The 26,980-nt window shown below is 62.3% G+C and carries 19 protein-coding genes and 2 pseudogenes; 12 read left to right on the forward strand and 9 right to left on the reverse strand.

Going from position 1 to position 26,980, the window contains the following annotated elements:
* Positions 1–13 precede the first annotated feature (13 nt).
* The 3 genes from OKC30_RS09415 to OKC30_RS09425 all read left to right on the forward strand — a co-directional run bounded on the left by OKC30_RS09415 (position 14) and on the right by OKC30_RS09425 (position 3,352).
* On the forward strand, positions 14–973 hold the full coding sequence (locus tag OKC30_RS09415; protein WP_160838092.1) for a zinc-binding alcohol dehydrogenase family protein: 960 nt from the start codon (positions 14–16) through the stop codon (positions 971–973).
* A gap of 531 nt (positions 974–1,504) precedes the next feature.
* Positions 1,505–2,383: a 50S ribosomal protein L11 methyltransferase gene (prmA, locus tag OKC30_RS09420; protein WP_045525764.1), complete on the forward strand. Its 879-nt coding sequence runs from the start codon at positions 1,505–1,507 to the stop codon at positions 2,381–2,383.
* A gap of 423 nt (positions 2,384–2,806) precedes the next feature.
* Positions 2,807–3,352 (forward strand): sugar O-acetyltransferase, encoded by a 546-nt coding sequence (locus OKC30_RS09425; protein WP_160838090.1) that lies wholly within the window; start codon positions 2,807–2,809, stop codon positions 3,350–3,352.
* Between the two features lie 20 nt (positions 3,353–3,372).
* Here the strand turns inward: OKC30_RS09425 and OKC30_RS21515 are convergent, their stop codons facing one another.
* The 4 genes and pseudogenes from OKC30_RS21515 to OKC30_RS09440 form a co-directional block, all read right to left on the reverse strand.
* The gene (locus OKC30_RS21515) at positions 3,373–3,741 is read right to left on the reverse strand and encodes a CZB domain-containing protein (RefSeq protein WP_231563281.1); all 369 of its coding nucleotides are present in this window, start codon (positions 3,739–3,741) and stop codon (positions 3,373–3,375) included.
* A 24-nt stretch (positions 3,742–3,765) separates the two neighbouring features.
* Positions 3,766–4,452: pseudogene (locus tag OKC30_RS21520) on the reverse strand (methyl-accepting chemotaxis protein); the annotation flags it as partial.
* A 538-nt stretch (positions 4,453–4,990) separates the two neighbouring features.
* The gene (locus OKC30_RS09435) at positions 4,991–5,539 is read right to left on the reverse strand and encodes an NAD(P)H nitroreductase (RefSeq protein WP_049636567.1); all 549 of its coding nucleotides are present in this window, start codon (positions 5,537–5,539) and stop codon (positions 4,991–4,993) included.
* Between the two features lie 107 nt (positions 5,540–5,646).
* Complete coding sequence (locus tag OKC30_RS09440) at positions 5,647–7,674, reverse strand: NADPH-dependent 2,4-dienoyl-CoA reductase (protein ID WP_160838086.1); 2,028 nt, start codon at positions 7,672–7,674, stop codon at positions 5,647–5,649.
* A gap of 322 nt (positions 7,675–7,996) precedes the next feature.
* Between OKC30_RS09440 and sppA the strand changes: the two genes are divergently transcribed.
* Positions 7,997–9,841: a signal peptide peptidase SppA gene (sppA, locus tag OKC30_RS09445; RefSeq protein ID WP_160838084.1), complete on the forward strand. Its 1,845-nt coding sequence runs from the start codon at positions 7,997–7,999 to the stop codon at positions 9,839–9,841.
* Positions 9,842–9,903: 62 nt separating this feature from the next.
* On the opposite strand, the gene OKC30_RS09450 is transcribed toward sppA, so the two are convergent.
* On the reverse strand, positions 9,904–10,461 hold the full coding sequence (locus OKC30_RS09450) for an NUDIX domain-containing protein (RefSeq protein WP_041212486.1): 558 nt from the start codon (positions 10,459–10,461) through the stop codon (positions 9,904–9,906).
* Entirely contained in the window at positions 10,458–11,261 is an 804-nt protein-coding gene (locus tag OKC30_RS09455) for a DUF2989 domain-containing protein (RefSeq protein WP_160838082.1), read from the reverse strand. Before OKC30_RS09455 ends, OKC30_RS09450 begins: the two co-directional genes overlap by 4 nt.
* 211 nt (positions 11,262–11,472) lie before the next feature.
* Here OKC30_RS09455 and OKC30_RS09460 point away from each other — a divergent pair, with 211 nt between their 5' ends.
* Both OKC30_RS09460 and OKC30_RS09465 read left to right on the forward strand, forming a co-directional pair.
* Entirely contained in the window at positions 11,473–12,906 is a 1,434-nt protein-coding gene (locus OKC30_RS09460; RefSeq protein ID WP_160838080.1) for a glyceraldehyde-3-phosphate dehydrogenase, read from the forward strand.
* Positions 12,907–12,966: 60 nt separating this feature from the next.
* Positions 12,967–13,260, forward strand: coding sequence for a YeaC family protein (locus OKC30_RS09465; RefSeq protein ID WP_010675423.1), 294 nt, complete (start codon positions 12,967–12,969; stop codon positions 13,258–13,260).
* 251 nt (positions 13,261–13,511) lie between these two features.
* Here the strand turns inward: OKC30_RS09465 and ansA are convergent, their stop codons facing one another.
* Complete coding sequence (ansA, locus tag OKC30_RS09470; RefSeq protein ID WP_010675424.1) at positions 13,512–14,519, reverse strand: asparaginase; 1,008 nt, start codon at positions 14,517–14,519, stop codon at positions 13,512–13,514.
* 489 nt (positions 14,520–15,008) lie between these two features.
* On the opposite strand from ansA, the gene gltS reads away from it, so the two are divergent.
* A complete protein-coding gene (gene gltS, locus OKC30_RS09475; RefSeq protein ID WP_041212483.1) occupies positions 15,009–16,208 on the forward strand; it encodes a sodium/glutamate symporter in 1,200 nt (399 codons plus the stop codon).
* Between the two features lie 233 nt (positions 16,209–16,441).
* Here the strand turns inward: gltS and OKC30_RS09480 are convergent.
* Positions 16,442–18,314 (reverse strand): annotated as a pseudogene (locus OKC30_RS09480) (methyl-accepting chemotaxis protein).
* 252 nt (positions 18,315–18,566) lie between these two features.
* Here OKC30_RS09480 and prfB point away from each other — a divergent pair.
* Positions 18,567–19,665 (forward strand): peptide chain release factor 2 gene (prfB, locus tag OKC30_RS09485; protein WP_134696129.1). Its coding sequence is split into 2 segments (ribosomal slippage): positions 18,567–18,641 and positions 18,643–19,665, totalling 1,098 coding nucleotides; the frame shifts between segments, so codons are not numbered across the junction.
* Between the two features lie 20 nt (positions 19,666–19,685).
* Positions 19,686–21,221 (forward strand): lysine--tRNA ligase, encoded by a 1,536-nt coding sequence (gene lysS / locus OKC30_RS09490; protein ID WP_160838078.1) that lies wholly within the window; start codon positions 19,686–19,688, stop codon positions 21,219–21,221.
* Positions 21,222–21,546: 325 nt separating this feature from the next.
* Here the strand turns inward: lysS and OKC30_RS09495 are convergent, their stop codons facing one another.
* Positions 21,547–22,359, reverse strand: coding sequence for a PhzF family phenazine biosynthesis protein (locus OKC30_RS09495; RefSeq protein WP_160838076.1), 813 nt, complete (start codon positions 22,357–22,359; stop codon positions 21,547–21,549).
* 198 nt (positions 22,360–22,557) lie between these two features.
* On the opposite strand from OKC30_RS09495, the gene OKC30_RS09500 reads away from it, so the two are divergent.
* The 3 genes from OKC30_RS09500 to OKC30_RS09510 are packed head-to-tail and all read left to right on the forward strand — an operon-like array spanning position 22,558 to position 26,853.
* Positions 22,558–24,345 (forward strand): assimilatory sulfite reductase (NADPH) flavoprotein subunit, encoded by a 1,788-nt coding sequence (locus OKC30_RS09500; protein ID WP_160838094.1) that lies wholly within the window; start codon positions 22,558–22,560, stop codon positions 24,343–24,345.
* Positions 24,345–26,057, forward strand: a complete 1,713-nt coding sequence (gene cysI / locus OKC30_RS09505; protein WP_143237144.1) for an assimilatory sulfite reductase (NADPH) hemoprotein subunit — start codon at positions 24,345–24,347, stop codon at positions 26,055–26,057. The genes OKC30_RS09500 and cysI overlap by 1 nt, the downstream gene beginning before the upstream one ends.
* Entirely contained in the window at positions 26,047–26,853 is an 807-nt protein-coding gene (locus OKC30_RS09510) for a phosphoadenylyl-sulfate reductase (protein ID WP_160838074.1), read from the forward strand. Before cysI ends, OKC30_RS09510 begins: the two co-directional genes overlap by 11 nt.
* The last annotated feature ends 127 nt before the right edge of the window (positions 26,854–26,980 follow it).

Here is a 26,980-nt window from a genome sequence, read left to right on the forward strand (position 1 = left end):
AGAGCCGGCTGGAATGACGACTATCGGGCTCAGTTATTCTTTGGTTAAAATATCAACAAAGTGTGCTCCCGCCCTGTCCATCAATCCGGTCGACACCAAGGTACGCGCACCCAAGGACAAGGTCGAAAGCAGCCCCCGCGTGCTGGGCTGGGACGCCGTGGGCGAGGTGATCGCCGTCGGTAGCGACGTTACCCTGTTCAAGGCCGGTGACAGGGTCTGGTATGCCGGCGACATCAGCCGCCCGGGCAGCAACAGCGCCCTGCAACTGGTGGACGAACGCATTGCCGCCATCGCCCCAGTCACCCTGACCGATCTGGAAGCCGCCGCCCTGCCGCTCACCGCCATCACCGCCTGGGAAACCCTGTTCGAGCGCATGAGCCTCACCCGCGAAAGCACCGGGCGACTGCTGATCATCGGGGGCGCCGGCGGGGTCGGTTCCATCGCCATCCAGCTGGCCCGCCAGCTTACCGGCATGGAGGTGATCGCCACCGCATCGCGCCCCGAAACACGGGAGTGGTGCCTGGACATGGGGGCCCACCAGGTGGTGAGCCATCACCATCTGCAGGCGGAGCTCAAGGCTCTCGGCATCAGCGAGGTGGATGCCATCTTCTGCACCAACGCCACCGAGCAGCACTGGAACACCATGGCCAGCCTCATCCGTCCGTTTGGTCACATCTGCACCATCGCCGAGTCCAGTGACCCCTGGGATCTGGGTCTGCTCAAACCCAAGAGCGTCACCTTCAGCCAGGAGTTCATGTTTACCCGCTCCCTGTTCCAGACCCCGGACATGATCGAGCAGCACAACCTGCTCGGCCGGGTCGCGGCCCTGATCGATGAAGGGGTGCTCAAGACCACCCTCAGCAAGGTGGTACCCGAACTGACGCCCCTCACCCTGGCCCGGGCTCATGCCGAGCTGGAAGCGGGTCGCATGGTGGGCAAGCTGGTGATCGACATGAGCGGTTTCCATCGCTGAGGCGCAGCCCAAGCGGGCCTTACCGTCCAGCCTATTCCCTTGTAGGTAAATAAATGAACCATCATGGGGTGAAATCACCAGTGACAAGCCCCAAGAGTGCACAGCCCCGCAGGTGACCTTTGTCCCTGACGGGGCATCTCCCCCGAAAAAACCATAAAAAAGAGGCCATCCCGTCGGGATGGCCCTAAAAACCTGAACGTTGGGGTAACAATCACACACATATCCTTATGCAGGACATCTGTAACTTTGCAGATAGCGTGCCAATCTCTGCTTTTCCCTCCCAATTAACCGTTTTTCAGCGCACAGGCATAAAAAAAGCCACCCGAAGGTGGCTGAAAAAAGATGACGGAACTTCATAGAGCAAAGCATTCAGCGGGAACAAGTTGCTTCCCGTCACCCATGAAGGAATACATTAACCGTGCCAACTTGGCAGGGTGGCCTCCCTTCTCCATGAGGTCATGGTCAAACCACGACAGCACGGGCCCATGATGATAGAATCCCGCGGTTTCACATTTATGAAGAGCCGACGCCATGCCCTGGATACAAATTCGAATCAACGCCACTGCCAAGACCGCAGACAAGGTGAGCAACATGCTGCTGGGGCGTGGGGCCCAGGCGGTGACCTTTATGGATGCCAAGGATGTGCCCGTCTATGAGCCCATGCCCGGTGAAACCCCGCTCTGGGGCGAGACCGAAGTAATGGGACTGTTCGACGCCGAAACCGATCCGGCTCCCACCATCGCCTTCTTCCAGCAGATCTTCGGTGAAGACGTGGGCTACAAGGTCGAGCAACTGGAAGACAAGGACTGGGTGCGCGAATGGATGGATCACTTCCACCCCATGCAGTTCGGCGAGCGGCTCTGGATCTGCCCGAGCTGGCGCGACGTGCCGAACCCCGATGCGGTCAACGTCATGTTGGATCCGGGTCTGGCCTTCGGTACCGGTACCCACCCCACCACGGCACTCTGCCTGCAGTGGCTGGACGGGCTGGACCTGGCCGGTAAAACCGTGGTCGACTTTGGCTGCGGCTCCGGCATCCTCGGCATCGCCGCCCTGAAACTGGGTGCCGCCCGCGTTATCGGTATCGACATCGACCCGCAGGCGATTCAGGCCAGCCGCGACAACGCCGCGCGCAACGGCGTCGCCGACCAGATTGAGCTCTATCTACCAGCCGACCAGCCGCAAGATGTCGAAGCGGACGTGGTGGTCGCCAACATCCTGGCCGGCCCGCTGCGGGAGCTGGCGCCGCTTATCGCCGGCCACGGCAAAGCGGGCAGCCTGATGGCTCTCTCCGGCGTGCTGGAAAGTCAGGCCCCGGAGCTGGAAACCATCTACGGCCAGTGGTTCGAGATGGACCCGACTGCGGTGAAAGAAGAGTGGTGCCGCCTCTCCGGCCGCAAACTCGGCTGATAAGCAACAAGCCACGGTGGCTGCCAACCCATCGGCCGCACACTCGGCTGATAAACAACAAGCCACGGTGGCTGCCAACCCATCAGCCGCACACTCGGCTGATAAACAACAAGCCACGGCAGTTGCCAACCCATCGGCCGCACACTCGGCTGATAAGCAACAAACCACGGCAGTTGCCAACCCATCGGCCGCAAGCTCGGCTGATAAACAACAAGCCACGGCAGTTGCCAACCCATTGGCCACACACTCGGCTGACAAGCCACAGCGGCAACACTTAGGTCGTTGAACGACAAGGGCACCCCAGCAGGGTGCCCTTGTCGTTTCCGGACGCCGTTCTCCTTCTGCCCACTCTGGGGAGAGCCTCACGCTTCTCTGCCTCCCGATGACTTATCCTCTCTTCCTCCACCCCATAGAGGCCCAGTCATGACCGAATACGAGAAGATGATCGCCAGCCAGCCTTACAACTGCATGGCGCCAGAGCTGGATCTGTTGCGCCGGGAGACGGCCCGCCTGTACCGCCGCTTCAATCGCAGCGACGAGGAGGATGAACAGCTGGCACTGCTGCAGATCGTCGGCGAGCTGGCACAGGGTGCCTTCATCTGCCCACCCTTCTACTGCACCTATGGCCGCCACATCCACCTTGGCAAGGGCAGCTACATCAACATGGGGGCCACCCTGCTGGACAATGCCCCCATTCACATCGGTGCCGAGGTGATGATTGGGCCGAACGTGCAGATCTACACCGCCGCCCATGCGCTGGACGCCGATGAGCGCATTCAGGGGGTTGAGACGGCGCTGCCGGTCACCATCGAAGACAGGGTCTGGATAGGCGGCGGCGCCATTCTGCTTCCCGGCGTCACCATAGGGCGGGAAGCCGTCGTGGGTGCGGGCTCGGTCGTGACCAGAGATGTACCGGCCGGTGCCAGGGTGGCAGGCAACCCGGCACGGCTGCTGCCAGTCAAAGGTTGAGCGGAAGGCCAGAGGCTCGCTCAGGCGCTTTCCAGCAAGCGGTCGATGCAGTGCACCACCTGCATGCTGGCGTTTTCCATGGTCTTGAGCTGCTCGACCATGCTTTTGATATCCCCCTGCTCGCGCGCGTGCAGGGCGGCCTTGCCGCTCTCGTGGACCCGTTTGTGGGGCCCGTCCAGTTCACGAAAGCCCGGCTTGTGGGCGAAGAGCTCCGCACCCTGCCCCTCGAAATACCATTTGCCCAGCCTGCACTGAGCGTGGTCGCTCACCGGCTCGTGAAAATGCTGCTGATCGATGAGCCGATAGATGGTGTTCTTCCAGACAGCGTGATCCAGCTTGGTGGTATTGAGGAAGGAGGTGGAGGCCGCACTGTGGATCACCTGCTGCATCCGGCCTGATTGTGCCAGCACCTGGGTCACCACCACATCGATCTGGGAGGAGGAGGTCGCCACCTCGGCGGCACTGGCCTGGTTGTCATTGATGATGGACTTGATCTCCTGCGCCTGTGCCACTATCTGTCTGACCAGCACCTCGATCTGGCTGCTGGCTTCATGAGCCTTGCTCGCCAGCTGACGCACCTCATCGGCGACCACCGCGAATCCTCGGCCAGCTTCACCGGCCCTGGCCGCCTCGATGGCCGCATTGAGTGCCAGCAGGTTGGTCTGATCCGAAATGCCCTGGATGGCGGTCACGAACTGGTTGATGGCGGATGTACTGGCATCGAGCTGATGGACGGCTGCGAGGCTGCGAGCCGCCTCATCCGTGATGGCATGGGCGCGATCGGAGAGACGGGTGATGGCGCCCCGGGTCTGGGCAAAGAGCTGATCCAGCTCGCAGAGCGCTCCCTTTTCCGCCATCAGGTGCTCGGCACTGCCAGCCAGCGCTTCCCGCACGCTCTGCAGCATCTCACCTCCCTGGTTCTGGCAGGAGATCACCTGATTGAAGAGATCGCCACGCTCCCGGCTGGTGCGCTGCATGTGCTCGTATTCACCGATGGTGGCGCGCAATTCGGCCAGCTCGCTCTGGTGCTGCTGCTCTTTGAGAAGCATCGCCTCCCTGAGCTGTTGATTCTCTTTTTCAAGCTTGCGGTTGAACCACATATAGCCTCCGGATGGCAAAGGTGCGGACAGTCGACGTCGAAGGGAAGCCTCTGGCTCTCTTGTCTCTGCCGATGCTGGCGGATCCCGGGCCGGATTTCACCTGCAAATGCAGGATATTTGACCCTGATCCTGATTCCAATCGAGGCCACACGCATGGCTGTGCAAAAGATCGCCACAAAAAGGCAGGGTGAGGTAGATAAGAGGAAGAGGAGAAAGAACGCTGACGTGCCAGCCCTACAAAAAATGAAGCCCAATGTCATCAAGACGTTGGGCTCTAAAAAGGTGCTACGGAATTGCGATTCTCATCGCAGAAAATTAGAAGGGGTCACCTTCTAAACTGGCAGTGGGATAATAACGCGGCGCAAACGTTTTACATAGCGTAATAAACCAGGAGTGAGAAGAATCTCTCACAATTCAAAAAATGTCTGGCCAACCCCCTTCTCCCCTCTTGGCAAGTGCACATTTATCAGTACAGCCTGACGGCTTTGTCAGAAAACAAAAAAGCCCTGAATAATCAGGGCTTTTGGCATTCTGTGCTTCAGAAGCTGCGCACGAAGTCCTGGATGGGCAACTCGCGCAGCTTGCGGGCCTCCAGCATGGGGGTGCCAAGGTAGAGGAAGCCCACCAGTTGATCCTCCGGTGCCAGCCCCAGTGCACCATGGATCTGCTCGTCGAAGATGAACCAGCCGGAGCGCCAGATGCCGTTGAAGCCCTGGGCCTGGGCCGCCATCTGCATCGCCATCAGGGCGCAACCGGCAGAGAGCTCCTGCTCCAGTTTCGGTACCTTGGGGTGCGCCTGATAACGGGTCGCCACCGCGATCACCAGGGGAGCACGCAGTGGCGCGGCGCGGCACTTCTCGACACTGTCCGCATCCTCGCCACGGGCAAGGGCGGCATCAGCCAGTAATGTCCCCAGACGCTCACGCCCCTCCCCTTCAAACAGGATGAACTGCCAGGGGGTCAGAGTGCCGTGATCCGGCGCCCGCAGCCCGGCCTTGAGGATATTGTCGAGCACTTCGCCACTCGGGGCAGGCTCGGCCAGACGACCACAGGAGTGGCGATTGAGTAACAGATGGAGGGCATCCATGGGGCAGTTCCTTGTCAAAGGCGATGATGGCGCTACCTTAGCACAGCACCGGATGAAGAAAACCCCTGAGGTTCAGGGGTTTGTCAGGATACGAAAGGGTCGGGCGGCTAGATGACGGCAGCCAGCTCCGCCCCTTGCCGGATGGCGCGTTTGGCATCCAGCTCGGCGGCCACGTCGGCACCGCCGATGATGTGCACCGGCTTGCCAGCAGCCTGCAGACCGGCCTGCAGCTCCTTGAGGGGCTCCTGTCCGGCACAGATGATCACCTGATCCACCGGCAGGCACTGCTGCTGGTCGCCCACCTGGATGTGAAGCCCGGCATCGTCGATACGCAGGTACTGGACGCCGGAGAGCATCTGCACCTTGCGATTCTTGAGCACGGTGCGATGGATCCAGCCAGTGGTCTTGCCAAGGCCGTCGCCCACCTTGCTCTCCTTGCGCTGGAGCAACCAGATCTGGCGCTCGGGGGCATCGATCTCGGGGGTAGTCAGGCCGCCGCGCTCACCCAGTTGCTTGTCGATACCCCACTCCTTGAGCCAGTGATCGCGATGGCTTTCAGCATCCGGCGCTCCTCTCTTCTCCACCAGGTATTCGGCCACGTCAAAGCCGATGCCGCCGGCGCCGATGACCGCCACCTTCTCGCCCACCGGCTTGCGATCCCGCAGCACATCCAGATAGCTCAACACCTTGGGGTGCTCGATACCCGGGATATTGGGGGTGCGCGGGCGGATGCCGGTGGCGAGGATCACCTCGTCAAAACCGCCGCCCAGCAGGCTCTCGGCACTCTGTCGCTGGCCCAGATAGAGCTCGACGCCGCACTTCTCAAGCCGTTTGGCAAAGTAGCGCAGGGTCTCGTGAAACTCCTCCTTGCCCGGGATCTGCTTGGCAAAGTTGAACTGGCCGCCGATTTCGCTCGCCTGATCGAACAGGCTTACCTGATGGCCCCGCTCGGCTGCGTAGCAGGCAAACGCCAGCCCCGCAGGACCCGCCCCCACCACCGCCAGCTTCTTGGGCTGGGGCACCCGGCCAAACGTCAACTCGGTCTCGAAACAGGCGCGGGGGTTGACCAGGCAGGAGGCACGCTTTTGCTTGAACACGTGGTCGAGGCAGGCCTGGTTGCAGGCGATGCAGGTGTTGATCTCGTCCGCCCTGTCTTCAGCCGCCTTGATGACGAATTCGGGGTCTGCCAGGAAGGGGCGCGCCATGGAGACCATGTCCGCTTCGCCGCCCGCCAGGATGCGCTCCGCCACCTCGGGGGTGTTGATGCGGTTGGTGGTGATGAGGGGCACCTTGAGGTGCTTTTTCAGCTCGGCGGTCACCCAGCTAAAGGCACCGCGCGGCACGCTGGTGGCGATGGTGGGAATGCGCGCCTCGTGCCAGCCTATACCGGTGTTGATGAGGGTGACCCCCACCTGCTCCAGTGCCCGGCCAAGTGCGATCACTTCCTCAAGGGAGGAGCCCTGCTCCACCAGATCCAGCATGGAGAGGCGGAAGATGATGATGAAATCCGTGCCCACCCGCTCACGGATGGCGCGGACAATCTCCACCGGGAAGCGCATGCGGTTTTCGCTGCTGCCGCCCCAGCCATCGGTGCGCTTGTTGGTACGTTCGCAGATGAACTGGTTGATGAGATAGCCTTCCGACCCCATCACCTCGACCCCGTCATAACCGGCCGCCTTGGCCAGCGCCGCAGTGGCGGCGAAGTCGCGAATGGTGCCGCGGATCTGCCGCTCGCTCATGGCCCGCGGCTTGAACGGGGAGATGGGAGCCTTGAGGGCGCTCGGCGCCAGGCTGAACGGATGGTAGGCATAGCGGCCCGCATGAAGGATCTGCAGCGCTATCTTGCCCCCTTCCTGGTGCACCGCCTCGGTCACCTTGCGGTGTTTGGCTACCTGCCAGGAAAAGCTCAGCTGGGATCCGTGGGGCACCAGCCGCCCCCGCAAATTGGGGGCGATACCGCCGGTCACGATGAGACCGACCCCGCCACGGGCCCGCTCACCATAGAAGGCGGCCAGCTTGTCAAAGCCCCCTTTTTCCTCCTCGAGGCCGGTGTGCATGGACCCCATCAGTACGCGGTTGCGCAACTGGGTAAAACCCAGATCGAGGGGGGTCAGCAGCGTGGGATAACGGCTCATGATGCACTCCTTGTCGAGGTCGATGTGCACGGGGTCATGCTCCAGCCTTCCTGGCTGCCTCGGGTGACGGGCAGTAAAAAGAAGGGGGTGGGTGGAGATGGGGCCGGCTCATCGGGCCTTTCAGTTAATTTTTTGTTATCAAGCTGGAGCTAGAGTAAAGAATCGAAAACCCTTTTTCAAACAAATGTTTGGACATTTCTTCAGCGAACAGCCGTGTTCCGAAGTGGCGGGGAGGCAGTCGACTCAAGGGGAAATGGCAATTGGCTGCGCAACTGGTTAATAATGGCGGCTCTCAACCCATTAACAGGGCGACAACGCAGCTATGTCTATTTTCAAAGGTCTGGGATGGCTCTTTCGCAGCCTCTGGCGCCTGCTCAACTTTACCCGCTTGATGCTGGTCAACCTGCTGTTTCTTCTCGTCGTGCTGGTCATTGTCTTCAGCGTCAGCCAGAGCGAGACCCCCAGCACCCCCATCGAGGGGGCGCTCACCCTCAATCTCTCCGGTGTGCTGGTAGAACAGCGCACCCAGACCGATCCCACGGTGCAACTGCTCAGGCAGATGGACAAGGGGGACGAGCAGCCAAGCGAAATCGTCCTCTCCGATCTGCTGTGGGCCATCAAGAGCGCGGGGAATGACGATCGCATCAAGGCGCTGGTGATCAAGCCCCAGGGTCTGCAAGGGGCCAGCCTCTCCAAACTGCAGGAGGTGACGGCCGCCATCGACGCCTTCAAGGAGAGCGGCAAGCCGGTCATCGCCATGGCGGACTACTACAGCCAGGGGGCCTATCTGCTCGCCGCCCACGCCGACCACGTGCTGCTCAACCAGAGTGGTGCCGTGCTGATCGAGGGGCTGGGTGTCTACCAGACCTACTTCAAGTCGGCACTGGAGAAGCTCAACATCACCCCGCACGTCTTCAAGGTCGGCACCTACAAGTCCTTCGTCGAGCCCTACACCCGGGACGAGATGTCCCCCGAGAGCAAGGAGGCGAACCAGCGCTGGCTGGATCAGCTGTGGCAATCCTATGTGGCCGACGTGGCGGAGCAGCGGGAGATCGAGCCTGATGCCGTGGCACCGAACAAGGATCACTTCCTCGAACTGCTGCGCAAGGCCGGTGGCAATGCGGCCAGCTACGCCCTCGACAACGGTCTGGTGGATCAGCTCGCCACCCGCGACGAGATGACCCAGGCGGTGATCAAGGAAGTGGGCGAGGCCGATGATCACGGCTGGAAGGGCGTGGGCCTGAAAGAGTATCTGGCCGCCATCCCGGAGCAATACCCCCAGAGCGGCAAGGATGAGGTAGGCCTCATCACCGCCAGCGGCGCCATCATGGATGGCGTCCAGCCTGCCGGCACCATCGGCGGCGACAGCCTTGCCGATCTGCTGGCCGAGGCCCGCCGTGACGATCAGGTGAAAGCCGTGGTGCTGCGAGTGGACAGCCCGGGCGGCAGCGCCTTCGCCGCCGAGCAGATCCGCGCCGAATTGCTGGCCCTGAAACAGGCAGGCAAGCCGGTGGTCATCTCCATGGGCAGCTACGCCGCCTCCGGTGGCTACTGGATCTCCGCCGATGCGGACAAGATCTTCGCCTCCCCCACCACCCTCACCGGCTCCATCGGGGTGTTCGGCATGTTCGCCACCATCGACAAGGCGCTCTCCCAGTACGGGGTACACACCGACGGCGTCGGCACCACCGACTTCGTGGGGGTCGGGCTGACCCGTGCCCTGCCGGATCACGTGGGTGAAGCCATTCAACTGAGCGTGGAAGACACCTATCAACGCTTTGTCGGCCTGGTGGGCAAGGGCCGGGGCCTTAGCCCGGAAGAGGCGGAAAAAGCCGCCGAAGGCCGGGTCTGGACCGGGCAGGATGCCAAGGCACTGGGGCTGGTGGACGAGTTCGGCAATCTGGATGACGCCCTCAAGGCGGCCGCCGATCTCGCCAACCTCAAGAGCTGGCAGGTCACCCCCATCGCACCGGAAGAGTCTGCCAGGGACAAGTTCCTGCGCGAGCTGTTTGACAGCAGCGCCCAGGCGCTGGCCCCGCACCTGCAAAGCTGGCTGCCCGCCGGGCTTGGCAAGGCGCTGCTGGAGATGAACCGCACTCTGGACCCGCTGACCCGCTTCAACGATCCCCAGGGCACCTACGCCTTCTGCCAGGTCTGTCTCCCCTGACGCCGGGGACAGCCATAAAAAAACCGCCGACAGGCGGTTTTTTTATGGGGCAAGCGGCCTTGTCAGGTCAGCAAGCCGGACGCTTGCCAGCGGTGCAACTCTGCCAGCACCCGGGTCTCTCGCGCCGTCCACTGGGGACAGGGACCCGCCAGCTGGGTCTTGTTGGTCTGCAGGGCCTCGGCCAGGGGGAACCAGCCCGGCGTGAAGCCGAGGCGGATCTCGTAGGGCTGGGGGCGCGGCGCACTCCAGTCCTCCCCGACCCGGCAGAGGTAATAGGACGATCGGATGCAGTAGGCATCGTAATCCGGCTCGCGCGCGGCACGATACTCCCGGGTCTCTCCCAGCAGGGGGCCCACGGCCACCAGCTCGGCGCCACACTCTTCCCGCAGCTCCCGGGCCAGGGCCGCATCGTGCGCCTCCCCGTGCTCGATGCCGCCACCGGGGAACATGAGATCCCCGTTGACGCTGGAGTGCACCAGCAGCAGTCGATCACCACGCATCACCACGGCCCTCACCGTGGCCCGTTCAAGCACCCTGTCCTCGCCGCGGATCTGGCCGTGGACGAGACGGATATCGAAGGGATGGGCCCACTCCCGGACCTCTGTCAGGGTCGGATTCATGGTGTGCGGTAGCTCCCCTGCCTGAGTGCATCGACGATGGTGGCCGCCTGGTCGTCCAGCGTCTCCTGCTCCTCCTTGCCGATGGCATGGTAAATGCCGAGCCGGGTGGCGGAGACCTCGGGGCTCTCCTGGAATGACTCGCTCACCTTGCCCCACAGATAGGCCTGATCAAATCGCTTCTGCCCCATGTAGAGGGTGCTGAGGGCGGTGAGGATCCGGCTGTTGACCTTGTCCCCCTCCCGATAGAGGGAGAGCGCATGGTGCATCAGCCTGATGGCCTTCTCGGGCTCGCTCTTCGCATAGATGCCGCCGAGCGCCAGTTGCAGCTCGGGCTCCTCGAGGCTCGGCGTCCCCTCCTGCGCGAGGAAGCTGGCGCGGGCATCGGGGCTGGTGTTGTTGGTCCAGTGCCAGAGCAGCAGGTAGGGATCTCGGGAGCCCCGGGTCTGAGCGTCCAGTTGCTCCAGTTGCCGGCCGGCGGCCAGCATCCCTTCCACTCTGGGGCTCTTCTGCTCCCTGGCCCGCTTGTACTCAATGTTGGTGGAGTGCTCGGCGCACTGCAGATAACGTTCCAGGCCGCGCATCAGATCGTACTTGCGCCTGTCCGCCCCCTCTTCCTGGAGATAGTAACGACCGCGAATGACGTCGCTGCGCTCATAGCGGCACCAGCCGTCGTCCACCAGGTCCGCGCACAGGGCGGGATATTGGGAGCAGATGTTGTGGATCCTGTCGTCGTCGCAGGCCGTCAACGTCAGGCAACAAGCGAGGGAAAGCAGTAACGGACGCTGTGAGAATAAGGTCATGGTTCACATCTGGTTGATAACAATCGCAACCCGCACCGGCCACCGCCAACTAGCAAACAGGCTACATATCCATTACAATGCGCGCGCCGTATAAGGCCGCGATTGCAGAATAATATAACGAAACCATCAGCCCTACACTGATCTGCCTTCGACGAATTTCAATTTGCCCAGGCAACTTGCTTCAACAACGTGAAATAAAAGGATCTGGTTAATGACCCACGAGCACTACTTGCAGGCGTGGCAGGAGAGCCAGGAGCTCGCCGAAGCCATGCAACCCTTGATAGGTCGCCTCTACCGACAGCAAGGGATAGAGATCACCCTCTACGGACGCCCCCTGCAAAACGCCTCCACCATCGATATCCTCAAGGCCCACCGGGTCGTTCGCCGCCACCAGGGCACCCCGCTGCCCATCCAGCAAAGCTTCCCTCTCCTGCGCACCATCGTCGCCCTGAACCCCACCGCCGCCGAAGTCGATCTCGGCAAACTGGCCGTGGGCTACTGGCAGGATCACCAGGATGAAGCTGGCATCGAGGACTATCTGCGCGCCAAGCTGGCACCGGCCCTGAACCGCAGTACCGTGCCCGCCCCGACCGACGTGGTACTCTACGGCTTCGGTCGCATCGGCCGCCTGCTGGCCCGTCTGCTCATCGAGCGCACCGGCGCCGCCAACTCCCTGCGCCTGCGCGCCATCGTGGTGCGCGGCGGTCGCGACGGGGATCTGGAGAAGCGTGCCAGCCTGTTGCGCCGCGATTCGGTGCACGGCCCCTTCAACGGCTCCATCGAGGTGGATGCAGAACGCAGCGCTATCATCGCCAATGGCACCTTCATCCAGGTGATCTACGCCAACAGCCCGGCCGACATCGACTACACCGCCTATGGCATCGACAATGCGCTGATCGTTGACAACACCGGGGTCTGGCGTGACGAAGTGGGGCTGTCCGAGCACCTCAAGGCCCGCGGCGCCGCCCGGGTGCTGCTGACCGCCCCCGGCAAGGGGGAGATGAAGAACGTGGTGTTCGGGGTCAACCACGAGGTGATAGGCCCGGATGACAAGATAGTCTCCGCCGCCTCCTGCACCACCAACGCCATCACCCCGGTGCTCAAGGTGATGCAGGACAAGTACGGCATCCGCCACGGCCACGTGGAGACGGTCCACTCCTATACCAACGATCAGAACCTCATCGACAACTATCACAAAGGCGAGCGCCGCGGTCGCAGCGCAGCCCTCAACATGGTGATGACCAGCACCGGCGCCGCCAAGGCGGTGGCCAAGGCGCTGCCGGAGCTCAAGGGCAAGTTGACCGGCAACGCCATCCGGGTGCCCACACCCAACGTGTCCCTGGCCATCATCAACCTGTCGCTGGAACAGACCACCGATCGGGAGAGCCTCAACGCCTATCTGCAGCAGATGGCACTGAGCTCGGCCCTGCATCGCCAGATCGACTTCAGTGCCAGCACCGAGCTGGTCTCCTCCGACATGGTGGGCTCCCGTTTTGCGGGCATCGTCGACTCCCAGGCCACCATCGCCGAGGGGGATCACTGCGTGCTCTACGTGTGGTATGACAACGAGTTCGGGTACAGTTGTCAGGTAGTACGGGTGATGGAGCAGATGGCTGGCGTAGTCCGCCAAGATCTACCGGTATAGTCCGACAGGATCTGCCCGCCTGAACCCGTGTTCATGGCTCAATTTTCAAGGAGAGGCCGGATGTCGTCTCAGCAAGTGACGTTTCAACAAGCGATAGCGCAGATGCCCAAAGAGGTGTACGAGCGGCTCAAGACTGCGGTCGAGCTCGGCAAATGGCCGGATGGCAAGCCCCTCACCGAGGAGCAGAAGGCCACTTCCCTGCAGGCCGTGATGGCCTGGCAGGCGATGCACCTTGAGAACCCCGAGCACATGAACATCGGCCGTGACGGCGAGATCGTGATGAAGAGCAAGAGCGAGCTCAAGCGCCAGTATCGCGATGAGGAAGAGATAGTACGGGTAGACCTTAGCCACTGAGGCAGGCCGCACGTCACCTATCGCGGTAACGAAACGAAAGAGGGGAGCCATTATGGCTCCCCTCTTTTTTTCCTCTCTATGCAGGATGACTCATCCCCCTCATCCCCGGCCCTTCTCCCACCAGGGGAGAAGGGAGCTGGCACGCACCTGCGAGCAGTCAGCGGGCCACCTGCCGGCGATCTTCATGGCAAACCTCGCCACCTCGATCTATCCCCTCTCCCGCTGTGAGAGGGTTAGGGTGAGAGGGAAAGTCAGGGGGTCAGCTCCCCGCGCAGGGACTGCTGCATCAGCTCGCGGATGCGCGGCGCCGGCAGATCCTGGCTCAGCAGGAAGTGCAGCTTGGTGAGCGCCGCCTCGGCGGTCATGTCAAAGCCCGAGATGACTCCCGCACGGGAGAGGGCGTTGCCGGTGGCATAGCCCCCCATGTTGACCTTGCCGTGCAGGCACTGGCTCAGGTTGACGATGATGACGCCCCGGGCAGATGCCTCGGAGAGCAGCGCCAGCATGGCCGGGTTCTGGGGCGCATTGCCCACCCCGAAGGAGAGCAGGATCAGCGCACGCACCGGCTGTTGCAGGATGTTCGCTATCACCTCAGCCGATATCCCCGGGTAGAGGGTCACCACCCCGATGGGCTGGGGGGTAATGTCGTGCAGCACCAGGGGGCGATCGCACGGCACGCCCAGCTCACCTGCCTCCAGGGAGATAGCGATACCGGCATTGAGCAGGGGCGGGTAGTTGGGCGAGTCGAAGGCGTGGAAGCCGTCGGCATGCACCTTCTTGCTGCGGTTGCCGCGATAGAGCTGGTTGTTGAAGAAGAGCGTCACCTCGTGGATCGGGTAGTTGGCCGCGATATAGAGGGCGTTGAGCAGGTTTTGCTGACCGTCCGAGCGCAGCTCGGCCAGGGGGATCTGGGAGCCGGTGATGATGACCGGCTTGTGCAGATCTTCGAGCATGAAGGAGAGCGCAGACGCGGTGAACGACATGGTGTCGGTGCCGTGCAGAATGACGAAACCGTCGTACTTGTCGTAGTTGCCCTTGATATCCTCGGCGATGCGCTGCCAGTCTGCCGGCGTCATGTCGGAAGAGTCGATGAGGGGGGCATATTCGTGGATATGGTAATCGGGCATTTCCGGTCGATGGAACTCGGGCATCCGTGCCAGACAGTCCTCCATGAAGCCCGCCATCGGTACATAACCGTGGTCGGAACGCTGCATCCCTATGGTGCCGCCTGTGTAGGCAATGTAGATGGACTTCTTCACACCCTCTCCTCTCTCTGGACTGGAAACCGGCAAATCAAACAGGGCTCAACCGATACAGCCCCCGTCCTTCAGATGGTGCGGGCGGGCTCAATATCGGTCATCAGCAGACCTCTTGAGGGTCTGTGTCCTCCCGTGGGGGCGGAACCGGGCGAATTATAAAGAGTGCCGCTGCAAATGACAGCCGCAGCAGCATTGTTGCGATCCGGAGCACACTCGGCGAGGCAGTTTTAAATGCCATATTAACACCATGTTTTAATCATTAATGTGATATATGTGGATGTACTTGGTGTTTTTTGCTAGTATCCGGCGGATTTTTCACAAATCTCATCTGGACGCCCGACGAACACGGGCTCGTGTCGACCCCCTCTTTTGCAGAGGGACGGGGCTGCGGCCCCTCTGTCACTGGCGCGTTCGCCACTCTGTTTCATCCCGGCTGGATCCGTGAGTCTTTCTCGCCAAAGACACAGCCGATCAACATGGGAGCACTGAATGCTACAACTTGATGCCTACGCCACCCTGGTCGCCGCGACCCTGGTGCTGCTGCTTGGCCGCCTGCTGGTCAACAAGATAGGACCCCTGCGCACTTTCAACATCCCCAAACCCGTGGCCGGTGGCCTGGTGGTTGCCCTGGTGCTGCTGGTGCTGCGTTCCACCCTGCAGATCGAACTGCAATTTGATACCAGCCTGCAGACGGCCCTGATGCTGACCTTCTTCGCCTCCATCGGCCTCTCCGCCGATCTGGGCAGCCTCAAGCGCGGCGGCAAGGCGGTGGCCACCTTCCTGCTGGTGGTCACCGGCCTGCTGCTGGTGCAGAACAGCCTGGGGGTGGGTCTGGCCACCCTGCTGGGGCTGGATCCCCACATGGGGCTGCTAGCCGGCTCCATCACCCTCTCCGGCGGCCACGGCACCGGGGCGGCCTGGGGTTCCATCTTCACCGAGAAATACGGCGTACAATCCGCCGCCGAGCTGGCGATTGCCTGTGCCACCTTCGGTCTGGTGCTGGGGGGTCTCATCGGCGGCCCGGTGGCCCGCTATCTGGTGAAGAAAGTGCAGGTGCCCGGTGAGGAGCATAACCGTGACGGCGCCCCCCAGGGCTTCGAGATGCCGGACATGGAGCGCCCGCTCACCACCTTCAGCCTGATCGAGACCCTGGCACTCATCGCCATCAGCCTGAAAGGGGGCGAAATGCTGGCCCTCTACCTCAAGGGCGGCGTCTTCGAGTTGCCGATCTTCGTCTGCGTGCTCTTTGTCGGCGTGCTGCTGCGCAACCTGCTCACCCTGCTCAACTGGCACGAAGTGAGCGACCGCGAGGTCTCCCTGCTCGGCAACGTCAGCCTGTCGCTCTTCCTCGCCATGGCGCTGATGAGCCTCAGGTTGTGGGAGCTGGCAAGCCTGGCCCTGCCCATCTTCATCCTGCTGGCCGTGCAGACGGTGGCCATGGCGCTCTACGCCATCTTCGTCACCTTCCGGGTCATGGGGCGCAACTATGATGCGGCCGTGCTGGCGGCGGGTCACTGCGGCTTCGGCCTCGGCGCCACCCCCACTGCCATTGCCAACATGCAGGCCATCACCCAGCGCTTTGGCCCCTCCCACCTGGCCTTCCTGGTGGTGCCCATGGTCGGTGCCTTCTTCATCGACATCATCAACGCCGTGGTGATCAAGCTGTTCCTGGCCCTGCCCTTCCTGTGATCCCGGACGCAGGCCCCGTATGACAGAGCCCACCTTGCGGTGGGCTCTGTCATTTCTGCTCGCCAGCAGCACTGAATCCCATCCTTCATGGGTGCCCGCTGGGAAACATCTAAACAAAAAGCCCCGCACTCGGCAGAGTGCGGGGCTTTGTCATGGCGGCCTTGATCGCCGCGTGTCAGAACTTACAGGAGGATGGTCGACACCTGCTGGTTCAGATTGCGGCCTGACCTTCCTTACAAAATAAAGGTCGACACCTGCTGGTTCAGGTTGGTGGCACGCCCCTTGAGGTTGTGCGCCTGATCCAAGTCGCGCATGGCGGAAGCGGTGATCTCGTCGCTCACATCCTTGATGGCGGTAGTGTTCTGGGTGATTTCACCGGTCACCTGGGTCTGCTCCTCGGCGGCGGTGGCGATCTGGCCCGCCATGTCGGAGATGAGGCTGACGGCCTGGGTGATCTCCTCCAGAGCCGCAGCGGCAGCGTCGGCATCCTTCACGCTGTTGTCCGCCAGCCCCTGGCTGGTCTGCATCAGGCTCACCGCGCGGGCCGTGGTCTGTTGCAGGGTTTCGATGGTGGACTGGATCTCCTGGGTGGAATCCTGGGTACGGCGCGACAGCACCCGCACCTCGTCCGCCACCACGGCGAAACCGCGACCCTGTTCGCCGGCACGGGCCGCTTCAATGGCCGCGTTCAGCGCCAGCAGGTTGGTCTGCTCGGCGATGCCCTGGATGGTGGAGAGGATGCCGGAGATGGCCTGAGCGTGACGGCTCAGCTCGCCGATGACGCCGGTCGCCTGCCCCACTTCCTCGGCCAGGTTGTTGATGGATTGGCGAGTCTGGTTCACCAGGATCTTGCCCTGTTCACTGCTCTGGGCGGATTGCTGGGCGGCGGCAGCGGTGTTCTCGGCGTTGCCCGCGATCTCCATGGTGGCACTCGCCATCTCGGTGACGGCGGTGGCGACCATGGTCACCTCCTGTTGCTGGCGTTGCAGCTCTTCCACCGCGGCCTGGTTGGTCACCAGACTGCGTTCGGCATCGGCGTTCAGCTCGTTGGCAAGCTGACGGATGTTGGCGATGAGCTGATGCTGGCTGCCCACGAAGCGGTTGAAGCTGCCGGCGAGCTGGCCCACTTCGTCATTGGCGTCGATCTTGATGCGCTGGGTCAGATCGCCGTTACCGTCTGCGATGCGGGCCAGGGCCTGGGACACCTTGGTGAGGGGACCGAGCAGCAGGCTGACCAGCCAGGAGATGGCGAGAATGCTGCCCACCAGCACCAGCAGGGCCAGGCCGAGCTGGGTCATCAGCAGGGAGGAGAGCGGCGCCTCCAGGGTGCTCTTGTCCAGTACCAGCACCAGCTCCCAGTCGGTGTCCGGAATGTCCGTCGCCCACAGCAGCTTGTCACGCCCCTCGTTGTCGAAGAAAGCAGGCACCAGGCTGTTGCTCGCCTTGCTCTGCTCGATCAGGGCATTGGTCAGATCGTTGTCGATCTCGCTGGCCGGCTTCATCGCCTTGGCCGCATCCTTGTAGGAGATGACGGTGCCATCCTTGTGCATCAGGATGGCGAAGCCGTCCGCAGGCAGCTTCATCTTGGTGATGTCATCCACCAGGGAGGCGATGGAGAGATCCCCCCCCCACCACGCCGCCCTGGGCCGGCTGGGCCAGGGTCACCACCAGAATGTTGTAGGCCACGTCGAGGTAGGGTTTGGTGACGATCATGCCGCCCTTGGCCATGGCTTCCTGATACCAGCCACGGGAGCGGGGATCGTAACCGTCGCGGTTGATGGAGGGGTCGGAGTCGTTCATCTTGCCGCTGCCCTCACCAAAATAGGTGAGCTGGAAACGGCCGGACACCTGGGCCTGTTGCAGGGCGTTGAGGGGCTCGGCACCGGCCTTGTTGCCAAGGGCCTGGATAACGTCACGACGGGCGGCAAGCCAGTCGCTGACGCTGGCGGCCTGCTGGCTGCCAAGGCGTTGCACCTGTTCCTGACTGTCTTGCAGCAGCATGGACTTCTGGCTGCTGTAGCTCTGCCAGGAGAGCAGCAGGATCACCAGTGACAAGGCGATGACCACAGACAACAGTATCTTCAGCTTGAGTGATAGGTTTTTCATCGTGTTTTCTTCTTGTGGGAGTCGGGAACAGGATCAATCGGGAGTGCGTGGCACTGTGTGTTGTTAGCGGCCAATCCGCACAAAACTGAAGCGGAGAATGGCGTGAGTGACGATATTTTACGCGGAAATTTTAAAAATGCTGCGGAAAATTGGAGCAGGAAAAAGAGCGAGGCCAGCCAACCCTGTTTATTCCTTCTGCAATTGGCTAGAATATCCCGTTTTTAAATCACATCGACCCCGAGAGTTTTCACGATGTTTGAAGTCAATCCTGTATTAAACAAGCTTAAGGAGCTGTCTGAGAGGACCGAGCTGCTTAGGGGGTACCTTTGACTATGACGCCAAGAAAGAGCGTCTAGAAGAGGTCAATGCCGAGCTGGAACAGCCGGATGTCTGGAACGAACCCGAGCGCGCACAGGCGCTGGGCAAGGAGCGCGTCTCCCTGGAGAACGTCGTCAGCACCATCGATACCCTGACCCAGGGCGTCGATGACGTCGAGATGCTGGTCAGCCTGGCCGTCGAAGGCGAAGACGAAGAGACCTTCAACGAAGCCGTGGTCGAAGCGGACGAGCTGGAGGCCAAGCTGGTGGATCTCGAGTTCCGTCGCATGTTCTCCGGTCAGCACGACGGTTCCGACTGCTACATCGACATCCAGTCCGGTTCCGGCGGCACCGAGGCCCAGGACTGGGCCAACATGGTGCTGCGCATGTACCTGCGCTGGGGTGATGCCCACGGCTACAAGCCCGAGCTCATCGAATGCTCCGAGGGCGACGTGGCCGGCATCAAGTCCGCCACCATCAAGTTCACCGGCGAGTATGCCTTCGGCTGGCTGCGCACCGAGACCGGCGTCCATCGCCTGGTTCGCAAGTCGCCGTTCGATTCCGGCGGCCGTCGTCACACCTCGTTCTGCTCCGTGTTCGTCTATCCCGAGATCGACGACGACATCGAGATCGAGATCAACCCGGCGGACCTGCGCATCGACGTCTACCGCGCCTCCGGTGCCGGTGGTCAGCACGTCAACCGGACCGAGTCCGCGGTGCGTATCACCCACATCCCGACCGGCGTGGTGGTGCAGTGCCAGAACGACCGTTCCCAGCACAAGAACAAAGATCAGTGTATGAAGCAGCTGAAGGCCAAGCTCTACGAGCTGGAAATTCAGAAGCAGAACGCCGAGAAGCAAGCCCTCGAAGAGACCAAGTCCGACATCGGCTGGGGCAGCCAGATCCGCTCCTACGTACTGGATGACTCCCGTATCAAGGATCTGCGCACCGGCGTCGAGACCCGCAACACCCAGTCCGTACTCGACGGCGACTTGGACAAGTTTATCGAAGCCAGCCTGAAATCAGGCCTGTAAACAGAGCAGCAGGAATCACCATGTCTGAACAAACCACCACCCCGGAAGTCGACCAGACTCTCGAACTGAACAACGAGATGACTGAGCGTCGCTCCAAGCTGGCCGCCTTGCGCGCCCAGGGCAACCCCTTCCCCAACGACTTCCGTCGTGACAGCCTGTCCGGCGATCTGCACGCCGAGTTCGGCGACAAGAGCGCCGACGAGCTGGCGGCCTTGAATAAACGGGTGAAGATTGCCGGTCGCATCATGACCCGTCGGATCATGGGCAAGGCTTCCTTCGCGACCCTGCAGGACATGGCTGGCAAGATCCAGGTCTACGTGACCCGTGACGACCTGCCGGAAGGCTTCTACAACGAGCAGTTCAAGAAGTGGGATCTGGGGGACATCGTCGGCGTCGAGGGCACCCTGTTCCGCACCAACACCGGCGAGCTCTCCGTCCACGTCGGCGAGATCCGCCTGCTGACCAAGGCGCTGCGCCCCCTGCCCGAGAAGCACAAGGGCCTGACCGACCAGGAAGCCCGCTGCCGCCAGCGTTACCTGGACCTGATCGCCAACGAAGAGTCCCGCAAGACCTTCGTGACCCGCACCAAGGTGGTGGCCGGCATTCGCAAGTTCCTGAACGACAAGCGCTTCATGGAAGTGGAAACCCCCATGATGCAAGTCATCCCAGGTGGCGCCTCCGCACGTCCCTTCATCACCCACCACAATGCGCTGGACATCGACATGTACCTGCGTATCGCTCCGGAACTCTATCTGAAGCGTCTGGTGGTCGGTGGTTTCGAGCGTGTCTACGAGATCAACCGCAACTTCCGCAACGAAGGCATCTCCGTTCGCCATAACCCCGAGTTCACCATGCTCGAGTTCTATATGGCCTACGCCGATTACATCGATCTGATGGATCTCACCGAAGAGATGCTGCGCACTCTGGCGCAAGACATCCTGGGCGACACCAGGATCCGTTACGCCAAAGAGGGCGAAGAGGGCCTGACCATCGATTTCGGTCAGCCGTTCCAGCGCCTCTCCATGGTCGACTCCATCCTGAAGTACAACCCGGGTGTGACCCGTGACGATCTGGCCACCCTGGAGAAGGCCACCGCCGTCGCCAAGGGTCTGAAGATCGAGCTGATGAAGAGCTGGGAGCTGGGCCACGTGATCACCGCGATCTTCGAAGAGACCGTGGAACACATGCTGCTGCAACCGACCTTCATCACCGAGTACCCGGCCGCCGTCTCCCCGCTGGCCCGTCGCAACGACCAGAACCCGGACGTCACCGACCGCTTCGAGTTCTTCATCGGCGGCCGCGAGCTGGCCAACGGCTTCTCCGAGCTGAACGATGCGGAAGATCAGGCCGAGCGCTTCCAGGCCCAGGTTGACCAGAAAGCCGCAGGGGACGACGAAGCCATGTTCTACGACGCCGACTTCGTCACCGCGCTGGAACACGGTCTGCCGCCGACCGCCGGTCAAGGTATCGGCATCGACCGTCTGGTGATGCTGTTCACCAACAGCCACACCATCCGCGACGTCATCCTGTTCCCGGCCTTGCGTCCACAAAAGTAAGCGCCGCAGAAACAGGGCCGTAGCAAAACGCTGCCGTCCATGGCAATCAAAACGCCCCGCAATTGCGGGCAATGCTGTTCACTTAAGAGAATTTGAGTTCCAGTCCACGTAGTATCAGGGCTAAAAAATGAGGGAGGCATGATGCCTCCCTCTTTCTATTGCAAGCCACGCTGGATAAAGGCTGAAGGAACATCGACTGGAAACAGCCTTGCTCCCCCAACTCAAGTCGCATTTATGAATAATTAGTCAAAAATGTGCTTATCTGAACAGCATTGCGCAATTGCGGGGCGTTTTTTTTATGCAGAAGTCACACAGTGACGAACGGTCATCGGTCCGCTGGTGCGACAGGGGGCAGCAGCCACTCCCCCTGCCACAGGGTCAGTGCCCGGCCCGCCATCAGCACCCGCTCCTCCTGCAATTCCAGCCTGAGATCCCCGCCTCGGGCCGAGATCTGGCGGGCCCGCAATTGCCGTTTGCCGAGCCGCTCGGCCCAGAAGGGCACCAGGGCGCAGTGGTTGGAGCCGGTCACCGGATCCTCGTCCACCCCGACCCAGGGGGCGAAATAGCGGGAGACGAAGTCGTCCTCTCCCCGGCTCGATGGCGCCGTCACCATGATCCCCCGGCCCGGCAGCGCCCGCAGGGCGTGAAAATCGGGGGTGAGCGCGCGGACCTCTTCCTCGCTACCGAGCTCAAGCAGGAACTTGGCCCCGGCCGCCAGGGTTTGCAGCGGCTGGCAGCCAAGAGCAGCCCCATAGGCAGGGTCCAGCTCGAGGGGCGCCAGGACAATGCGCGGAAAATCGAGCCAGATCCACTCCCCTTCCCGCCGGGCCACCAACTCACCGCTGCGGGTCGCGAAGCGGATGGGGAGCTCCCCCGACACCGCCCCCGTCTGCCACAGCACATGGGCCGCCGCCAGGGTACCATGGCCGCACAAGTCCACCTCCACTTGCGGGGTGAACCAGCGCAACCCGTAATGCCCCTCCCCCAGTTGGGTCAGAAAGGCGCTCTCAGAGAGGTTGAACTCCGCCGCCATGGCCTGCAGCTCGGCGTCGGGCCGCGCTTCCCCCAGCACCACCACGGCGGGGTTGCCTCCGAAGGGGTGATGGCTGAAGGCGTTGACATGATAGAGACGGGACATGGTTGCTCCTTGAGGCATGAGAGATCCCTGGGACAGGGGGCTCGGCAAGGCCATTTTTATATCACGGGCCCCCCGGGGCTGAGATGGATTTTGGCTTTATAAATTCATAAATCGCATAAAGAAGATATTTTTATTCTTTGTTGTTATTCATTACACCCCTTACCCTGACCAAAAATCAGACCATGGAAGACATGTGTGATGCCATTGACAGCCCCCACCCTGAGCCCGCTCTCTGACGAACAGCAGCGCCAGCTCAACCAAGTTCTCACCACCCTCAATACCCAGCAACTGGCCTGGGTCAGCGGTTATCTCTACGGCCTCTCCCAGGCGGGCGTCCAACCCGTGGCGAGCGCAGGCGTAGAAGTCGCTGCTCCCGGCGGCAGCCTGACCATTCTCTACGGCTCCCAGACCGGGAATGCCAAGGGCGTGGCCAGCGCCATCAAGGCCCAGGCCGAGGCCCGCGGCCTGCCGGTGACCCTCACCTCCATGGCGGACTACAAACCCAAGCAGCTCAAGAAAGAGAGCCACCTGCTGGTGGTAGTGAGCACTTACGGGGAGGGGGAGCCCCCCGAGAGTGCCGTCGATCTGTTCGAGCAGCTCAAGAAGGGCAAGGTCGGCAAGCTGGAAGGGCTCAAGTTTGCCGTGCTGGGGCTGGGTGACAGCTCCTATGAGTTCTTCTGCCAGACCGGCAAGGATTTCGATGGCTTCCTCGCCAAGGCAGGGGCAGAGCGCATCCATGAGCTAGCTAGCCTCGATGTGGATTATCAGGATGCTGCCAAGGCCTGGGGCGAGCAGGCCGTTGCGGCGGTCGCCGCCACCCTCTCTGCCGGCGCCGCGACTGCCAGCGTGGCGGGCTCGGTGCAGGCCGCCGTCGGCCACAGCCAGTACAACAAGGAGAACCCTTTCCCCGCCAGACTCTCGGTGAACCAGAAGATCACCGGCCGCGACTCCACCAAGGACATCCGTCACATCGAGATCAACCTGGAAGAGTCCGGCATCACCTATCAACCGGGGGACGCGCTCGGCATCTGGTTCGACAACGACGCCGATCTCGTGGGGGAAGTGCTGGCCCTGACCGGTCTGACCGGTGACGAGGCCACCCCCCATGGCAGCCTGCGCGAGGCGCTGACCCGTCACTACGAGCTGACCCGGCTGCACGGGGGCCTGATCACTGGCCTCGCCGAGATCACGGACAACGCGGCGCTCAAAGATCTGGCCGGTGACAAGGCCCAGGTCAACGCCCTGGTGGCCAGCGCCCAGGTGGTGGACGTACTGAAACGCTTCCCGGCTTCCTTGAGTGCCGATCAACTGATCGCACTGCTGCGTCCCCTCACCCCCCGCCTCTACTCCATCGCCTCCGCCCAGAGCGAGGTGGAAGAAGAGGTGCACCTGACTGTCGGCGTGGTGCGCTACCGCCAAGAAGATGGCACAGTGCGAAGCGGCGGCGCCTCTTCCTATCTGGCGGACCGTCTGCCGGAAGATGCCGAGGTCCGGGTGTTCGTGGAGCACAACGACAACTTCCGCCTGCCCGCCAATCCCGACACCCCCGTCATCATGGTGGGCCCGGGCACCGGCATTGCCCCGTTCCGCGCCTTCCTGCAGGAGCGGGAAGCACAGGGGGCAGAGGGCAAGAACTGGCTCTTCTTCGGCAACCCCCACTTCACCCAGGACTTCCTCTATCAGGTGGAGTGGCAGCGTTATGTGAAATCGGGCCTGCTGTCCAAGATCTCCCTGGCCTTCAGCCGGGATCAGGCCAACAAGATTTATGTGCAGGACCGTCTGCGCGAGGCAGGGCTTGAGCTCTACCAGTGGCTGGAAGCAGGCGCTCACTTCTATGTGTGTGGCGACGCCAACCACATGGCGAAGGATGTGCAGGAAGCCCTGCTGGAAGTGATTGCGGAACACGGCCACAAGAGCCGTGAGGAAGCAGAAGAGTATCTGAGCGAATTGCGTCGTGCCAAACGTTATCAAAGGGATGTCTATTGATGAGCAAACAACTTATTCCGGGACCGGTCGAAGGGCCGCTGGCTGACAACGAACGCCTCAAGCGCGAGAGCAACTTCCTGCGCGGCACCATCGCCGAAGATCTGCAGGACCCGCTCACCGGCGGCTTCAACGGCGACAACTTCCAGCTGATCCGCTTCCACGGCATGTATCAGCAGGATGACCGCGACATCCGCCCGGAGCGCGCCGCCCAGAAGCTGGAGCCCCTGCACAACGTCATGCTGCGCGCCCGCCTGCCCGGCGGCATCATCACCCCGGCCCAGTGGCAGGTGATCGACAAGTTCGCCGAAGAACACAGCATGTACGGCAGCATCCGCCTGACCACTCGCCAGACCTTCCAGTTCCACGGGGTACTGAAGCGCGACATCAAGCTGATGCACCAGACCCTCAACAGCACAGGTATCGACTCCATCGCCACCGCGGGGGACGTGAACCGCAACGTGCTCTGCACCAGCAACCCGGTGGAGTCCGAGTTGCACCAGGAGGCCTACGAGTGGGCCAAGAAGATCTCCGAGCACCTGCTGCCCAAGACCCGCGCCTACGTGGAGATCTGGCTGGATGGCGAGAAGCTGGGGGGTGACGAGGAGCCGATCCTGGGCTCCAACTACCTGCCGCGCAAATTCAAGACAACCGTGGTCATCCCGCCCCACAACGACGTGGACATCCACGCCAACGATCTCAACTTCGTGGCCATTGCCGAACACGGCAAGCTGGTGGGCTTTAACGTGCTGGTGGGGGGCGGTCTGGCCATGACCCACGGCGACACCACCACCTACCCGCGCAAGGCGAGCGACTTTGGCTTCATTCCGCTCTCCCACGTGCTGGAGGTGGCGGCCGCTGTGGTCAGCACCCAGCGCGACTGGGGCAACCGGGTCAACCGCAAGAACGCTAAGACCAAGTACACCCTTGAACGGGTGGGGGTCGAGGCTTTCAAGGCCGAGGTGGAGAACCGCGCCGGCATCCAGTTCGGGCCGGTTCACCCCTATGAATTCACCAGCCGTGGCGATCGCTTCGGCTGGGTGGAGGGGATCGACGGCAAGCACCACCTGACCCTGTTCATCGAGAACGGCCGCCTGCTGGACTTCCCGGGCAAGCCCCTCAAAACCGGCATGCTGGAGATCGCCAAGGTGCATCAGGGGGACTTCCGCCTCACCGCCAACCAGAACCTCATCATCGCGGGCGTGCCTGCCGGCGAGAAGGCCCGCATTGAGGCCCTGGCGCGTCAGTACGGTCTGCTGGATGACGGCGTGAGCGAGCAGCGCAAGCAGTCCATGGCCTGTGTGGCCCTGCCTACCTGCCCCCTGGCAATGGCCGAGGCCGAGCGCATGCTGCCTGCCTTCGTCACCGACATCGAGGGGCTGCTGGCCAAGCACGGCCTGGCGGATGACGCCATCATCTTCCGGGTCACCGGCTGCCCCAACGGCTGCGGCCGCGCCATGCTGGCGGAAGTGGGTCTGGTGGGCAAGGCGCCGGGTCGCTACAACCTGCACCTGGGGGGCAACCTCGAGGGGACCCGCATCCCGCGCCTGCATCTGGAGAACATCACCGAGCCGCAGATCCTGGCCGAACTGGACGCCCTGATCGGCCGCTGGGCCAAGGATCGCAACCCGGGTGAGTGCTTCGGCGATTTTGTCATTCGCGCCGGCATCATCGCCCCGGTTATCGACTCCGCGAGGGACTTCTATGCAGCCTGAACAGACTGATACAGCCCGGCTGGCGCGCACCGCCGACGGCCGGCTCGACCTCGACGCCCTCCTGGCCCAGGGCCGGGAGGAGCAGGTCGAGGCGCTGGCCCCCCTCAACCGGGCGCTGGACGCCATGAGCGCCCCCGAGCGGGTGCGCTGGGCCCTGGCCAACCTGCCGGGGGAGCATGTGCTGTCGTCGAGTTTCGGCATCCAGGCGGCGCTCATGCTGCACCTGGTGAGCCGCGAGCGGGCCGACGTGCCGGTGGTGCTCACAGACACCGGTTATCTCTTCCCCGAGACCTACCGTTTCATCGACGAGCTGACCGAGCGTCTCGCGCTCAACCTCAAGATCTACCGGGCCGAACTCAGCCCGGCCTGGCAGGAGGCCCGCTTCGGCCTCCTGTGGGAGCAGGGGGTGGAGGGGATCACCCGTTACAACCAGCTCAACAAGGTGGAGCCGATGGACCGCGCCCTGAACGAGCTGGGTGCCCGCACCTGGTTCTCGGGCCTGCGCCGTGAGCAGTCCGGCAGCCGGGGCAAGCTGCCGGTGCTGGCCATCCAGCGCGGTCGCTTCAAGTTCCTGCCGGTGATCGACTGGAGCAACAAGGACGTCTTCTACTATTTCAAGGAGTTCGACCTCCCCTACCACCCCTTGTGGGAGCAGGGCTACCTCTCGGTCGGCGACGTGCACACCACCGCCAAGTGGGAGCCCGGCATGAGCGAGGAGCAGACTCGCTTCTTCGGCCTCAAGCGCGAGTGCGGCCTGCATGAGGAAGGTGGCGAGAGCGACGGCTCCGGCATCTGATCCCCCGGCCCGGCCATGTGCTGCGCCCGCCCACAAAAAAACGCCCGGCAACTGCCGCAATGCTGTTCACTTAAGAGAATTTGAGTTCCAGTCCACGTAGTATCAGGGCTAAAAAATGAGGGAGGCA

Origin of the sequence: Aeromonas sp. QDB18 (assembly GCF_027705325.1) — a bacterium.
Taxonomy (GTDB): domain Bacteria; phylum Pseudomonadota; class Gammaproteobacteria; order Enterobacterales; family Aeromonadaceae; genus Aeromonas; species Aeromonas caviae.